This is a genomic window from Janibacter massiliensis, from assembly GCF_900289115.1.
In the GTDB taxonomy this organism is placed as follows: Bacteria; Actinomycetota; Actinomycetes; order Actinomycetales; family Dermatophilaceae; genus Janibacter_A; species Janibacter_A massiliensis.
On record NZ_LT985196.1, the window covers coordinates 278,052 to 292,612 of the forward strand.

General features: G+C 71.9%; 14 protein-coding genes. 1 reads left to right on the plus strand and 13 read right to left on the minus strand.

What is annotated here, in order from left to right:
• Positions 1–12: 12 nt before the first annotated feature.
• From nuoK to DAA34_RS01440, 13 genes are all read right to left on the minus strand, one after another.
• Positions 13–312, minus strand: a complete 300-nt coding sequence (nuoK, locus tag DAA34_RS01380; protein WP_106817297.1) for an NADH-quinone oxidoreductase subunit NuoK — start codon at positions 310–312, stop codon at positions 13–15.
• Positions 309–1,160 carry an NADH-quinone oxidoreductase subunit J gene (locus DAA34_RS01385; RefSeq protein WP_106817298.1) on the minus strand — a complete coding sequence of 284 codons (852 nt, stop codon included), beginning with the start codon at positions 1,158–1,160 and terminating at the stop codon, positions 309–311. Before DAA34_RS01385 ends, nuoK begins: the two co-directional genes overlap by 4 nt.
• The gene (gene nuoI / locus DAA34_RS01390) at positions 1,157–1,780 is read right to left on the minus strand and encodes an NADH-quinone oxidoreductase subunit NuoI (protein ID WP_199847390.1); all 624 of its coding nucleotides are present in this window, start codon (positions 1,778–1,780) and stop codon (positions 1,157–1,159) included. The genes DAA34_RS01385 and nuoI overlap by 4 nt, the downstream gene beginning before the upstream one ends.
• Complete coding sequence (gene nuoH, locus DAA34_RS01395; protein WP_199847391.1) at positions 1,773–3,146, minus strand: NADH-quinone oxidoreductase subunit NuoH; 1,374 nt, start codon at positions 3,144–3,146, stop codon at positions 1,773–1,775. The genes nuoI and nuoH overlap by 8 nt, the downstream gene beginning before the upstream one ends.
• Complete coding sequence (locus DAA34_RS01400) at positions 3,143–5,536, minus strand: NADH-quinone oxidoreductase subunit G (protein ID WP_106817300.1); 2,394 nt, start codon at positions 5,534–5,536, stop codon at positions 3,143–3,145. The genes nuoH and DAA34_RS01400 overlap by 4 nt, the downstream gene beginning before the upstream one ends.
• Positions 5,533–6,846 carry an NADH-quinone oxidoreductase subunit NuoF gene (gene nuoF, locus DAA34_RS01405; protein WP_106819643.1) on the minus strand — a complete coding sequence of 438 codons (1,314 nt, stop codon included), beginning with the start codon at positions 6,844–6,846 and terminating at the stop codon, positions 5,533–5,535. Before nuoF ends, DAA34_RS01400 begins: the two co-directional genes overlap by 4 nt.
• Positions 6,847–6,848: 2 nt before the next feature.
• Complete coding sequence (gene nuoE / locus DAA34_RS01410) at positions 6,849–7,772, minus strand: NADH-quinone oxidoreductase subunit NuoE (protein WP_106817301.1); 924 nt, start codon at positions 7,770–7,772, stop codon at positions 6,849–6,851.
• A gap of 28 nt (positions 7,773–7,800) precedes the next feature.
• Complete coding sequence (locus tag DAA34_RS01415) at positions 7,801–9,138, minus strand: NADH-quinone oxidoreductase subunit D (protein WP_407657033.1); 1,338 nt, start codon at positions 9,136–9,138, stop codon at positions 7,801–7,803.
• A 14-nt stretch (positions 9,139–9,152) separates the two neighbouring features.
• Positions 9,153–9,938: an NADH-quinone oxidoreductase subunit C gene (locus tag DAA34_RS01420; RefSeq protein ID WP_106817303.1), complete on the minus strand. Its 786-nt coding sequence runs from the start codon at positions 9,936–9,938 to the stop codon at positions 9,153–9,155.
• Positions 9,935–10,561, minus strand: coding sequence for a NuoB/complex I 20 kDa subunit family protein (locus DAA34_RS01425; protein ID WP_234354054.1), 627 nt, complete (start codon positions 10,559–10,561; stop codon positions 9,935–9,937). The genes DAA34_RS01420 and DAA34_RS01425 overlap by 4 nt, the downstream gene beginning before the upstream one ends.
• Before the next feature lie 9 nt (positions 10,562–10,570).
• Complete coding sequence (locus tag DAA34_RS01430) at positions 10,571–10,933, minus strand: NADH-quinone oxidoreductase subunit A (RefSeq protein ID WP_106817304.1); 363 nt, start codon at positions 10,931–10,933, stop codon at positions 10,571–10,573.
• 58 nt (positions 10,934–10,991) lie between these two features.
• On the minus strand, positions 10,992–12,269 hold the full coding sequence (locus DAA34_RS01435) for a geranylgeranyl reductase family protein (RefSeq protein WP_106817305.1): 1,278 nt from the start codon (positions 12,267–12,269) through the stop codon (positions 10,992–10,994).
• Positions 12,270–12,398: 129 nt separating this feature from the next.
• Positions 12,399–13,118: a demethylmenaquinone methyltransferase gene (locus DAA34_RS01440; RefSeq protein WP_106817306.1), complete on the minus strand. Its 720-nt coding sequence runs from the start codon at positions 13,116–13,118 to the stop codon at positions 12,399–12,401.
• A gap of 83 nt (positions 13,119–13,201) precedes the next feature.
• On the opposite strand from DAA34_RS01440, the gene DAA34_RS01445 reads away from it, so the two are divergent.
• Positions 13,202–14,500 carry an isochorismate synthase gene (locus DAA34_RS01445; RefSeq protein ID WP_106817307.1) on the plus strand — a complete coding sequence of 433 codons (1,299 nt, stop codon included), beginning with the start codon at positions 13,202–13,204 and terminating at the stop codon, positions 14,498–14,500.
• Positions 14,501–14,561 lie beyond the last annotated feature (61 nt).

A 14,561-nucleotide genomic window follows, 5' to 3' on the forward strand; every position in this document is an offset into this window, starting at 1 on the left:
AACGTCGGCTCCTCACAGCTTCAGCAGGTTGGCGGCGTCGACCGAGGCCGACCGGCGGGAACGGTGGATCGCCATGATGATGGCGAGCCCGACGACGACCTCGGCCGCAGCGACGACCATGACGAAGAGGGCGATCGCCTGCCCCTCGACGGTCCCGTGCATCCGGGCGAAGGTGACGAACGCGAGGTTCGCGGCGTTGAGCATGAGCTCGACACCCATGAACACGATGAGGGCGTTGCGGCGCAGGAGCACCGTCACGGCACCGATCGAGAACAGCAGGCACGCGAGGTAGAGGTAGTTGAGCAGGCTCACTTCGTCTCCTCCGAGCCCAGGGTGTCGGTGTTCGGCCCGCCGACGAGCTCGGGGTCCACGGCCGCGAGGTCGTCGGTCGCCTCGGTGCGCGCGGTGCCCGGGACGACGTCGGTGTCCCGGTGGTGGCTGAACCGGTCGGGGTCGCTCACCTGGTGGCGTGCGTCGAGGGTGCGGTTGACCGACAGCTCGCTCGTCGTGCCGTCCGGCAGCAGGGCCGGGGTGTCGGCGGCGTTGTGGCGGGCGTACACGCCGGGCGCGGGCAGGCCCGCGACGTTGCGGCCCGAGCGGATGCGGCGCTGGCTCCACTCGCGCTGCGTCGGCTTCGGCGTGAGCCGCTCGCGGTGCGCGAGGACCATCGCACCCATCGCCGCGGTGATGAGCAGGGCGGAGGTGAGCTCGAAGACCCAGACGTAGCGGCCGAAGATGAGGAACGCGATCGCGTTGACGTTGCCCGGGTCGGTGTTGACGGCGCTGAGGTCGCCGCCGCCGGCCGGGACGCGGGTTCCGCCGATCGTCGCGACGAGCAGCGCGGCGATCGCCAGGGACGCGAGGATCCCGGCGACCCGCTGCCCGCGGATCGTCTCGACGCGGCTGTCCGAGGCGTCGACACCGACGAGCATGATGACGAAGAGGAAGAGCATCATCACGGCGCCCGAGTAGACGAAGACGTGCACGACGCCGAGGAACGGGGCCTGCTGCGCGAGGTAGAAGACACCGATCGTCACCATCGTGATGACCATCCCGAGCGCCGCGTGGACCGCCTTGCGGGCGAAGATCAGCCCGAGGGCGCCCAGGACGGCGACGGGCGCGAGGATCCAGAAGGTCACGGCCTCGCCGGTGCCGGTCATCGGGTGCCTCCGTCGGTCGCTGCGCGGACGTGGCTGTCGACCCAGGCCTGCTGCTGGCCGGTCGCGCCCGTGACGGACCCGAGGTAGTAGTCGCGCTCCTCCATGCCCTCGACCATCGGGTGGGGCGGCGGGAGCATCCCCTGCTGCACCGGGGCCAAGAGCTGCTCCTTGGTGAAGATGAGGTCCTTGCGGTGGTGGTCGGCGAGCTCGTACTCGTTCGTCATCGTCAGCGCCCGCGTCGGGCACGCCTCGATGCACAGACCGCAGAAGATGCAGCGCAGGTAGTTGATCTGATAGATCCGCCCGTACCGCTCACCGGGGCTGTACCGGCCGGTGCCGCCGTCCGCGACGGGGGTGTCGTCGTTGTCGGCGCCCTCGACGAGGATCGCATCCGCGGGGCAGGCCCAGGCGCACAGCTCGCAGCCGACGCACTTCTCGAGCCCGTCGGGGTGGCGGTTGAGCTGATGACGGCCGTGGAAGCGGGGCTGGGTCGCCCACTTCTCGTCCGGGTACTGCTCCGTCTCGACCTTGCGGAACATCGTCGCGAAGGTCACGCCGAAGCCGGCGACCGGCGCGAACAGGTCGGACAGGAACCCGCCCTTCTTCTGGGCGTCAGCCACGGGGGGCCTCCTTGGTCGGGCTGGTGCTGCGGTGGGCCGTGACGGCGGGTGCGGTACCGGCGGCCGCAGGCTCGCGAAGCCGCTGGCCGGGCAGGGGCGGCACGGGGTGGCCACCCGCGAACGGGTCGATCTCCTCCGGCGGAGGCGCCTGCCGGCTCGCCTCGGCCCGGGCCACGCGGCCCTCCCACACCCAGACCGCGGCGAGGACGAAGAGCGCGAGCACGCTGACGATGATGAGCGTCGCGATCGGGACGGCACGGCCGAGCAGGGTGATCGTCGCGTCACCGAGGTAGCCCAGCTGCGCGCCGCGGATGAAGGCGACCGCGATGACCCACACGAGGGTCAGCGGGATGAGCAGCTTCCAGCCGAAGGCCATGAACTGGTCGTACCGGGTGCGGGGAAGCGAGCCGCGCAGCCAGACGAAGAAGTACATGAACAGCCACATCTTCAGCGTGAACCACAGCAGGCCCCACCAGCCGCCGGCCATGAAGCCGAGGCCGGGCAGCGCCGCCGGGCCACCGAGGAAGAGCGTCGTGGCCAGGGCGGAGACGGTGAACATGTTCACGTACTCGCCGAGGAAGAACATGGCGAAGCGCATCGAGGAGTACTCGGTGAAGTACCCGCCGACGATCTCGCCCTCGCCCTCCGCGAGGTCGAACGGCAGGCGGTTCGTCTCGCCGACCATCGTGATGACGTAGACGACGAAGGACACGAACGCCGGGACGATGTACCACAGGTCGCTCTGGGCGGCGACGATCTGGCTGGTGCTCATCGACCCGCTGTAGAGGAAGACCGCGACGAGCGCGAGACCCATCGCGATCTCGTACGAGATGATCTGCGCCGAGGCGCGCAGGCCACCGAGCAACGGGTAGGTCGAGCCCGAGGACCAACCGGCCATGACGATCCCGTAGGCCGCCACACCGGCGACGGCGAGGACGAGGAGCGAGGCCACCGGCAGGTCGGTCAGCTGCAGCGGCGTCGTGTGGCCGAACATCCGGACGGTGCCGCCGAGCGGGATGATCGCGAAGGAGACGAACGCCATCGTCGCGAAGAGGATCGGCGCCAGCGTGAAGATCAGCCGGTCGGCGTTCTTGGGGATCACGTCCTCCTTGAACATCGACTTCATGCCGTCGGCGAGCGACTGCAGGAGCCCGAAGGGGCCGGTGCGGTTCGGGCCCGGCCGCTGCTGCATCCGTCCGATGACGCGCCGCTCGAACCAGATCATCAGCAGGACGCTGACCAGCAGGTAGACGAACAGCAGGAGCGCCTTGACGAGCGAGAGCCACACGGGGGTGTCGCTGAAGTCGGCCAGCGGCAGGGACGTGTTGTCCTGCGTCGCGAGCGCGGCGACGGACGAGAAGCTCATGCCTGACCACCTCGGGTGAGCGTGACGACGGAGCCCGCGGGCACGTCCCGCAGGTCGAGCCCGGCCTGGTTCGTCGGGAGCCACACGACCCGGTCGACCATCTCCTCGACGGTGACGGGCGCGACGACGGCGACCGTCCCGCCGTCGCGGGTGCGGGCGGTGACCGTGACCTGGTCGCCGTCGACGATCCCCAGGTCCTCGGCGCTCGCGGGGGAGATCCAGGCCCGCGGTGCCGGAGCGGTGCCGGCGAGGAACGGGTCGCCGTCCTGCAGGCGCCCGCCGTCGAGCAGCTGGCGCCAGGTCGCGAGGACGAACTGGCCCTCACCGAGCTGGGGCACGTCCGCGGCGGCGACCGTGCCGCGCGCGACGCCGGTGCCGTCGAAGGCGTCCTCGGTCAGCGCTCGGTTCGCCTCCTGCACCGACCGGGTGCCCAGGAACTCCCCCAGGTGCCCGGCGAGCCGGTCGAGGACGACGTGGTCGGCCAGGGCACCGGTCTCGAGGGCGGCCTGGACCTCGCGCCGCCGGCCCTCCCAGTCGAGGAAGGTGCCCGAGCGCTCGGCGTGCGGCGCCACCGGCAGGACGACGTCGGCGACGGCCGTGACGTCGCTGGCGCGGTGCTCGAGGGAGACGACGAAGGTCCCGGCGAGGTCCTCGGCGGCCCGACGGCGTCCGAGGTCGGCGAGCTCCACGCCGCCGACGACGAGGGCGCCCAGCTGGCCCGCGCGGGCCGCGTCGAGCATGCCGTCGGCGGACAGGCCCGAACCGGTCGGGAGGCAGCCGGCCTCGAGGGCTCCGCGCTCACCGGCGCGGCGGGGCACCCATGCAAGCCGCGCGCCGGTGGTCCTCGCCAGCCCGGCAGCCGCCGTGAGGGCGCCCGGGACGGTCGCCAGACGCTCGCCGACGAGGATGATCGCGCCCTCGGCGCGCAGGGCCTCGTGGGCGGCTCGGTAGGCCTCGCCGCCGGTCTCGGCCGGGGCGTCGGCACGCAGCGCCTCCAGGACCTCGACCTCGGTGCCGGGGGCGGACGGGATGAGCGCGCCGCCGACCTTGCGCAGGCCGCGGGTGCTCAGCGGCGCGACCGCGGCGACCTTCGTGCCGTTCCGGCGGTAGGCCTTGCGCAGGCGCAGGAAGAGGATCGGGCTCTCCTCCTCCGGCTCGACGCCGACGAGGAGGACGGAACCGGCGTGCTCGACGTCGGCGTAGGTGACACCGCCGGTCTCCGGCGAGGTCCCCAGGACGTGCTCGACGAGGAAGGCGGCCTCCTCCGCCGAGTGCGGCCGGGAGCGGAAGTCGATCGATCCCGTGCCGAGCACCTCGCGGGCGAAGCGGGCGTAGGCGGCGGCGTCCTCGACGACGAGCCGGCCGCCGGTGAGGACGCCGGTCGTGCCGGCCGCCCGCAGCCCCGCGGCCGCGGCCTCGAGGGCCTCGTCCCAGGAGACGACGACGAGGGCGCCGGAGGCGTCGCGCACCATCGGGTGCTCGATGCGGTCGCCGACCATCGTGTACTGGAAGGCCCAGCGACCCTTGTCGCAGTTCCACTCCTCGTTCACGGCCGGGTCGTTCCACGCCATGCGCCGCAGGACGGTGCCCCGGCGGTGGTCGGTGCGGATCGCGCAGCCGGAGGCGCAGTGCTCGCACGTCGTCGGCGTCGAGACGAGGTCGAAGGGCCGCGAGCGGAAGCGGTAGGCCGCGCCGGTGAGCGCGCCGACCGGGCAGATCTGGACGGTGTTGCCCGAGAAGTAGCTCTCGAAGGGCTGCTCCTCGTAGATGCCGACCTGCTGGAGGGCGCCGCGCTCGACGAGGGCGATGAACGGGTCGCCGGCGACCTGGTCGGAGAACCGGGTGCAGCGGGCGCACAGGACGCAGCGCTCGCGGTCGAGGAGGACCTGGCTGCTGATGTTGATCGGCTTGGGGTAGGTCCGCTTGCTGTCCTCGAACCGGCTGATCGCCCGCCCGGCGGTCATCGCCTGGTTCTGCAGGGGGCACTCCCCGCCCTTGTCGCACACGGGGCAGTCGAGCGGGTGGTTGATGAGCAGCAGCTCCATGACGCCGCGCTGCGCCTTGTCGGCGACCGGCGAGGAGACCTGCGTCTTCACCTCCATGCCCGGGGCGACCGTCATCGTGCACGAGGCCTGGGGCTTCGGCATCGGCTTGAGGTTGCCCTCCCGGTCGGGCATGGCGACCTCGACCAGGCACTGCCGGCAGGCGCCGACGGGGTCGAGCAGCGGGTGGTCGCAGAACCGGGGGATCTGGATGCCCACCTGCTCGGCCGCACGGATGACGAGGGTGTTCTTCTCGACGGTGACGGGGATGCCGTCGATCGTCAGGTCGACGGTCTCGGGCTTCTGCTGCTCCGGGGCGCCGGGCGGGGTGTTCGTCGTGGCGGTCATGCGCTCACCGACTCCTTGTCGAAGAGGGTCGAGGCGGCTGGCGGGAAGAGGACGTCGGCGGGCGTGTGGCAGCCGGCCTCGAACTCCTCGCGGAAGTACTTCACCGCCGACGTCACGGGACTGGTCGCGCCGTCGCCGAGGGCGCAGAAGGAGCGGCCGAGGATGTTGTCGCAGATGTCGAGGAGCTTCTCTATGTCCTCGGGCTGGCCCTGGCCGTGCTCGAAGCGGTGCATGATCTGCGCCAGCCACCACGTGCCCTCGCGGCACGGGGTGCACTTGCCGCAGGACTCGTGCTTGTAGAAATCGATCCACCGCGAGACGGCCCGGACGACCGAGACGCTCTCGTCGAAGATCTGCAGCGCGCGGGTGCCGAGCATCGAGCCCTCCGCCGCGACCGACTCGAAGTCGAGCGGGACGTCGAGGTGCTGCTCGGTGAAGATCGGGGTCGAGGACCCGCCCGGCGTCCAGAACTTCAGCTTCCGGTTCGGGTCGCGCATGCCGCCGGCCATGTCGATGAGCTCGCGCAGGGTGATGCCCAGGGGCGCCTCGTACTGGCCGGGCCGCTTGACGTGGCCGGAGAGGGAGAAGATGCCGAAGCCCTTCGACTTCTCCGTACCCATGCCGCCGAACCAGTCGGCGCCGTGCAGGAGGATCGGCGGGATCGAGGCGATCGACTCGACGTTGTTGACGACCGTCGGCCGGGCGTAGAGGCCGGCGACGGCGGGGAACGGCGGCTTGAGCCGCGGCTGGCCGCGCCGACCCTCGAGGGAGTCGAGCAGTGCCGTCTCCTCGCCGCAGATGTACGCGCCGGCGCCGGCGTGGACGGTGACGTCGAGGTCGAAGCCCGAACCGTGGATGTTCTTGCCCAGGTGCCCGGCCGCGTAGGCCTCCTCCACCGCGCGCAGCAGCCGGCGGTAGACGTGGACGACCTCGCCGCGCAGGTAGATGAACGCGTGGTTGCACCCGATGGCGAAGCTCGTGATCGCCACGCCCTCGACGAGGAAGTGCGGCGCGGCCATCATCAGCGGGATGTCCTTGCACGTGCCCGGCTCGGACTCGTCGGCGTTGACGACGAGGTATCGGGGACCGCCGTCCGGCGGGGGCAGGAAGCCCCACTTCATGCCGGTGGGGAAGCCTGCGCCACCGCGGCCGCGCAGCCCGGAGTCCTTGGCCATCTGCACGAGGTCGGCGGGCGCGCTGCCCAGCGCCTTGCGCAGCGCCTGGTAGCCCTCGTTGTCCTCGTACGTCCGCAGGGTCCAGGACTCCTCGGCGTCCCAGAACCGCGTGAGGATCGGCGTCAGGGTCGTCATCGTCACTTCGCCCCCTTGCCCGGGTCGGTCTCGGCCTTCGTCGTGTCGTCGGCGATCTTGCCGCCCTCGGCCGCCTGCCCGGACTGCCCGCCGGGCTTCTCGTCGGGGGCGTTCGTCGCGGCGTTGACGCTGTCGTCGCGCCCGGCGGCCATGCCGGCGGTCGAGGTGCCCTCGCCGGTGGCGGCGTCCTCGGCGTCGCTGGAGGTCGACGCGCTCGGGGCGTGCCAGCCCTTCTCCTTCGCCAGGCGGACGCCCTCGGTGGAGGCGGGTCCGGCGCCGACGCCCTCGTCCGCGCGGCCGTCGAGGAAGCCGGCCAGGACGCGGGAGGTCTGCTTGAAGGTGCACAGCGTGCTCGGACCGCGGGTCGGACGGACCTCCCGGCCCTCGCGCAGGTCGTCGACGAGCGCGACTGTCGACTCCGGCGTCTGGTTGTCGAAGAACTCCCAGTTCGTCATGACGACCGGGGCGTAGTCGCAGGCGGCGTTGCACTCGATCTTCTCGAGCGTGATCTTGCCGTCCGGCGTGGTCTCGTCGTGCCCGATGCCCAGGTGCTCGCTCACCGCGTCCCAGATGGCGTCGCCGCCCATGATCGCGCACAGCGTGTTCGTGCAGACGCCGACGGTGTAGTCGCCGTTGGGGTGCCGCTTGTACTGCGTGTAGAAGGTCGCGACGCCGGAGACCTCGGCGGTCGTCAGCTCGAGGACCTCGGCGCAGAAGTCGATCCCCCGGCCCGTGACGTAGCCGTCGACGGACTGGACGAGGTGGAGCAGCGGCAGCAGCGCCGACCGCTTCTGCGGGTACCGCGCGATGACCTCCTGCGCGTCCCGGTGCAGGCCCGCGAGGGTCTCGGGGTCGTACGGCTCCTTCGACGCCTCGGGGACGTGGAGGTGCCCGGAGGCGCTCTGCAGCCCGAAGTTGTCCGCCATCAGATCAGTTCCTTCCGCGCGCGGCCGGTCACCGGTCCACGCCACCCATCACGGGGTCGATCGAGGCCACGGCGACGATGACGTCCGCGAGGTTGCCGCCCTCGGACATCGCGGCGACGGCCTGGAGGTTGTTGAACGAGGGGTCCCGGAAGTGGGCCCGGTACGGCCGCGTGCCGCCGTCGGAGACGAGGTGGCAGCCGAGCTCGCCCTTGGGGGACTCGACCGCGACGTACGCCTGACCCGGCGGGACGCGGAAGCCCTCGGTGACGAGCTTGAAGTGGTGGATGAGCGACTCCATCGAGGTGCCCATGATCTCGCGGATGTGCTCGAGGCTGTTGCCCTGCCCGTCGGGCCCGACGGAGAGGTTGGCCGGCCACGCGATCCGCTTGTCGGCGACCATGACCGGTCCCGGGTTGCCGGCGAGCTCGTCGGTCACCTGCTCGATGATCCGCAGGCTCTGGTGCATCTCGTCGAGGCGGATGCACAGCCGGTCGTAGGCGTCGGCGCCGGTGCGGGTGACGACGTCGAAGTCGTACTTCTCGTAGCCGCAGTACGGGTCGGACTTCCGCAGGTCGTGGGGCAGACCCGTGGAGCGGAGGATCGGCCCGGTGATCCCCAGCGCCATGCAGCCGGTGAGGTCGAGGTAGCCGACGTGCTTGGTGCGGCCCTTGAGGATCGGCGCCTCGAGCAGGAGCGCCTCGAGCTCGCGGATGCCCTTGCGGACCTGCGGGATCATCGACCGGATCTGCTCGATCATTCCTTCCGGCAGGTCGTTCGCGACGCCGCCGGGACGGATGTAGGCGTTGTTCATCCGCAGGCCGGTGATGCCCTCGATGACCGACAGCAGACGCTCGCGCTCCCGGAAGCCGATCGTCATGACCGTCGTCGCGCCCATCTCCATGCCGCCGGTGCCCAGGCAGATGAGGTGGCTGGAGACGCGGGTCATCTCCATCATGAGGACGCGGATCGCGCTCGCGCGCTCGGGAACCTCGTCGGTGATGCCCAGCAGCTTCTCGACCGCGAGGCAGTACGCGGCCTCCTGGAACATCGGGGTGAGGTAGTCCATCCGCGTGCAGAAGGTCACGCCCTGCGTGAAGGAGCGGAACTCCATGTTCTTCTCGATGCCGGTGTGCAGGTAGCCGATGCCCGCGCGGGCCTCGGTGACCAGCTCGCCGTCGAGCTCGAGGATGAGGCGGAGGACGCCGTGCGTCGAGGGGTGCTGCGGCCCCATGTTGACGACGATCCGCTCCTGGGGGGTCGAGGTGAGCTCGCCGACGAGGTCGTCCCAGTCCCCGCCCTGCGGGTTGAGGACGGTGCCCTCGCGGGCGTCGTCGTCGAGCGTCGGGCCGGAGGCGGCGGCGCGCATGCTGTCGGTGCTCATCAGGAGTAGGACCTCCGCTGGTCCGGCGGCGGGACGGTGCCGCCCTTGTACTCGACGGGGATGCCGCCGAGGGGGTAGTCCTTGCGCTGCGGGTGGCCGTCCCAGTCGTCCGGCATGAGGATCCGGGTCAGGGACGGGTGGCCGTCGAAGACGATCCCGAACATGTCCCACGTCTCGCGCTCGTGCCAGTCGGCACCGGGGTAGGTGTCGACGATCGAGGGGATGTGCGGGTCGGTGTCCGGGACGGAGACCTCCAGCCGCAGCCGGCGCGAGCCGTGGGTGATCGACAGGAGGTGGTAGACCGCGTGCAGCTCGCGACCGGTCTCCCCCGGGTAGTGGACCCCGGAGACGCCCGTGCAGATCTCGAACCGGAGCGCCGGGTCGTCCCGCAGCGCCCGGGCGACGGTCGGCAGGTGCTGCGCGGCGACGTGGAGCGTCAGCTCGCCGCGGTCGACGACGACCCGCTCGATGCCGACCTGCGGGCCGGAGCCACCGAGCCGCGCCTCGAGGGCGTCCGCGGCCTCGTCGAACCAGCTGCCGTAGGGCCGGGCGGCCGCGCCGGGGAAGAGGATCGGCGTCTGCAGCCCGCCGTAGCCGGAGGTGTCCCCGCCGACCTTGGCGCCGAACATGCCCTGCCGGCTGCCGATGACGACCGGGTCGCTCCCCGAGCCGGGCTCGGCCGGGAGGATGCTCTGCTCGACGTCGGCCGTCGTCGGGCCCTCCGCCGTGGGGGCCGGGGGTGCGTCCGCCGCCGTGGGGGTCGCGGGCTTGGTGCCGTCGCTCATGCGAGGAGGTTCCTTCCGGCGAGACCGGCCGCCTCCTCCTCGCCGCGCAGGGCGTGGGGCGTGCCGCCGTGGACGTGCGTGGGCTCCATCAGCTGGGTCGGCGTCGCCCGGAGCGCCGCCTCCTCCGCGGCGCGGGCGGCCGCGACCCGGTTGACGCCGAGCTTGGTGTGCTGGATCTGGTCGTGGAGCGTGATGATCGCGTTGAGGAGCATCTCCGGCCGCGGGGGACACCCGGGCAGGTACACGTCGACGGGGATGATGTGGTCGACGCCCTGGACGATCGCGTAGTTGTTGAACATGCCGCCGGAGCTCGCGCACACGCCCATCGAGATGACCCACTTGGGCTCGGCCATCTGGTCGTAGACCTGCCGGACGACGGGGGCCATCTTCTGGCTCACCCGACCCGCGACGATCATGATGTCGGCCTGCCGCGGCGTCGCCGCGAAGCGCTCCATGCCGAACCGCGCGATGTCGTAGTGCGGTGTGCCGACGGCCATCATCTCGATGGCGCAGCAGGCCAGGCCGAAGGTCGCCGGCCACACCGACGACTTGCGCATGTACCCCGCGAGCGACTCGACGGTGCTCAGCAGGAACCCGGACGGGAGCTTCTCCTCGATGCCCACGCCGTCACCTCACTCCCAGTTGAGTCCGCCGCGGCGCCAGACGTAGGCGTACGCGATGAACACGGTCAGCATGAACAGGACCATCTCGACGAGCGCGAAGAGCCCGAGCCGGTTGAACGACACGGCGAACGGGTAGAGGAAGAGCGACTCGACGTCGAAGATGATGAAGAGCATCGCCGTCAGGTAGTACTTGATCGGCACGCGGCCGCCCTCGTCGGCCTGCGGAGACGGCTGGATGCCGCACTCGTACGCCATCGCCTTGGCCGCGTTGTAGCGGCGCGGGCCGACGACGAGCGAGGTGAGGACGGATCCTGCGGCGAAGGCGAAGCCCAGCCCCATGAAGATCAGGAGCGGGACGTACGGGGCGTTCATCGGCCGGCCTGCCTCTCGACGTGCTGCACGGGTTCGATCCTATGGGTCGTCGTCATGGTCATGCGTCCGGAGCCATCGTCGCCATCGCCCGCACGAGACGGTCGTCGATGCCGCCGCCGCGCTCCTGCGGGAGGTTGGCCATGACCTTGAGCAGGAACCGCATGAGCGTCGTGCGCGGCAGGCCGTAGCGGGTGGCCAGGCGCATGACGTCCGGGTTCCCGATGGCCTTGGCGAACCAGCGCCCGAGGGTGAAGTAGCCGCCGAGCTCGTCGCGCAGGATCCGCGGGTAGGTCTGCAGCACGGCCTCCCGCTGGGCGTCGGTGGTGCGGCCGCGGGCCTGGAGGATGACGTCCGCAGCGACCCGGGCGGCCTCGAGGGCGTAGTCGATGCCCTCGCCGTTGAACGGGTTGACCATCCCGCCGGAGTCGCCCACGAGCAGCAGCCCGTCGGCGTACAGCGGGGTGCGGTTGAAGCCCATCGGGAGGGCGGCGCCGCGGATCGGGCCGAGCTCGCTGCCCTCGGGGAACTCCCAGTCTCCCGGCATCGTCTCGACCCAGCGGCGCATGACGTCCTTGTAGTCCGTCTGCCCGAAGGCCGTCGAGGTGTTGAGGATCCCGAGGCCGACGTTCGCCCGCCCGCCGTCGAGCGGGAAGATCCAGCCGTAGCCGGGCATGAGGATGCGCTCGCCGTCGGCTCCGGTGGTCCACAGCTCGAGGTGGGACTCCAGGTAGTCGTCGACCCGGTCGCTCGCGTAGTACCCGCGCACGGCGACGCCCATCGGGCGGTCCTCGCGCTTCTCGCGGCCGACCGCGACGGCCAGTCGCGAGGAGACCCCGTCGGAGGCGACGACGACCGGTGCGCGGAAGGTCGTCCGCTCCCCCGTCGCCCGCCCGCGGCCGTCGACGAGCTTGGCCTCGACGCCGACGACGCGGCCACCCTCGAGGACGGGTCCGGTGACCGAGACGCCCTCGCGCAGGATCGCGCCGCGCGCCTGCGCGTGGCGGGCGAGCGCCTCGTCGAGGTCGCCCCGCGCGCGCACCATGCCGTACGAGGGGAAGGAGGTCGTCTCGGGCCAGTCGAGCGTGAGGGTGTGCCCGCCGCCGAGGATCCGCAGGCCCTTCGTCCTCGTCCAGCCCTCGGTGTCGACGCCGAGCGCGATGAGCTCCTTGACCGCGCGGGGGGTCAGGCCGTCACCGCAGATCTTGTCGCGCGGGAAGGTCGCCTTCTCGAGGAGGAGGACGTCGAGCCCAGCGCCGGCGAGCCACGCGGCGGTCGCGGAACCGCCGGGACCGGCACCGACGACGATGACGTCGGCGTGCTGCTCGGAGGGGGTCAACGTGTCCTCGGCTCGGGGTCAGGGGCAGGACGGGGGTCCGTCGCAGGGTGGCTTGTGAGCGGGTTCACGAGCCGCACGGGACGATACTCCCGGCCTTCGGGGGGACGGGGTAAGGCACGCCTTATCGGCTCAGACGTCGGGCTTGTGGCCCCGGTGCAGCGCGACGACGCCGCCGGTGAGGTTGCGCCACTGCACGCCGTGCCAGCCGGCCTTCGCGATCGTCAGACCGAGCTCCCGCTGCGAGGGCCACGCGCGGATCGACTCGGCGAGGTACACGTAGCTGTCGGGGTTCGACGACGTCCGTCGGGCGATCGCCGGCAGAGCCGCCATGAGGTAGTTGAGGTACACCGTCCGGAAGGCGCTGCTCACCGGACGGCTGAACTCGCACACGACGAGCGTGCCGCCGGGGCGGGTGACGCGGAGGAACTCCTCGAGGGCGGCCGCGGGGTCCGAGACGTTGCGCAGGCCGAAGCTCATCGTCACCGCGTCGAAGCTCTCGTCCTCGAAGGGAAGGCGCATCGCGTCGGCGGCGGTGAAGCCCAGGTCCGGACGGCGCTTCTTGCCCACGCGCAGCATCCCGAGGGAGAAGTCGGCGGGGACGACCTCGAGCCCGTCGGCCACGAAGGGCTCGCTCGAGGTGCCAGTGCCCGCCGCGATGTCGAGCACCCGGTCGCCCGGGCGGGCCCCGACCGCCCTGGTGACGGCCGAGCGCCAGAACCGGTCCTGCCCCAGCGAGAGGATGTCGTTGGTCAGGTCGTAACGCGAGGCGACGGTGTCGAACATCGACGCGACCTCGTGCGGCTGCTTCTCGAGCGAGGCGCGGGTCGGCGACACGGGGGCGGTGGTCATGTGCCCATCATCACCCACCGGGGGCCACGGTGGAGCGCAGGCGTCGGAGACCCGGGAGCCGGCCCGACATAGGCTGCCCTGCGATGTCAACCCCACCCCTGCCCGGACGGGCCGTCGCCGGCGTGCCCGGCACCCTCCGCACCCGCACGGTCCGTGTCCACGGCGCGATGGAGGACGTGCCGCTGCTCGACCTCGTGCCCGACGTCGATGCGCCGCTGGTGTCGGCCTGGGTCCGCCGCGGCGAGGGGATCGTCGGCTGGGGTCGGGCCGCGACGACGGCGGTGACGACGCCCGCGCGGTTCGCCGACGCCCGGGCCTGGTGGGAGGCCGTGACGCACGCGGCGGTCGTCGAGGACGAGGTGGCCCTGCCGGCATCCGGCCTCGTGTGCTTCGGCTCGTTCGCGTACGCGGCCGCCTCGCCCGCCGGGTCCACGCTCGTCGTCCCAGAGGTCGTCGTCGGGCGGCGCGACGGGGTGACGTGGGTGACGACGACCGCGGTCGAGGGCCCAGCCCCGCAGCCCCCCGCGCTGCTGCGGCGGAGCGACCACCGCGAGACCGGGCCCGTCACGGTCGCGCCCGCCTCGGCGACGACCCGCACGTGGTCCGCGACGGTCGAGGCGGCCGTCGCGCAGATCGCCGAGGGCCGGCTCGACAAGGTCGTCCTCGCCCGCTCCGAGACCGTGACCGCGGCGGCACCGATCGACGCCCGCACCGTCCTGCGGCGGCTCGCCGCGCGCTACGACGCGACGTGGGTGTTCGCGGTCGACGGCCTGGTCGGTGCGACGCCGGAGATGCTCGTCCGGCTCGAGCGGGGACTGGTCACCTCGCGGGTCCTCGCGGGGACGATCCGGCGGACCGGCGACGACGCGGCCGACGCGGCGCTCGCAGGATCGCTCGCGCGGTCGAGCAAGGACCTCGAGGAGCACGAGTACGCGGTCCGCTCGGTCGCCGACGCGCTCGCGCCGCACACCTCGTCGATGAACGTGCCCGAGGCGCCCTTCGTCCTCCACCTCGCGAACGTCATGCACCTGGCCACCGACGTCACCGCGGTCGTCTCGGACGACGTGCGCTCCCTCGACCTTGCGGCGTCGCTGCACCCGTCGGCGGCGGTGTGCGGCACCCCGACGCCGGTCGCCGACGAGCTCATCGCGGCCACCGAGGAGCTCGACCGCGGCCGGTACGCCGGGCCCGTCGGATGGATGAGCGCGTCCGGCGACGGCGAGTGGGGCATCGCGCTGCGGTGCGGCCGGATCACCCCCGGGGCGCCGTCGGAGATCACCCTCTACGCGGGCTGCGGGATCGTCGCGGGCTCGGACGCCGACGCGGAGGTCGCCGAGTCCGAGGCGAAGCTCGTCCCGATGCGCGAGGCGCTCGGGGTCTGAGTCGCTGGGGCGTGGGGCGCTGGACCTCCGGCCCCGCGCGGCCACGCCGCTCTTGATCCGC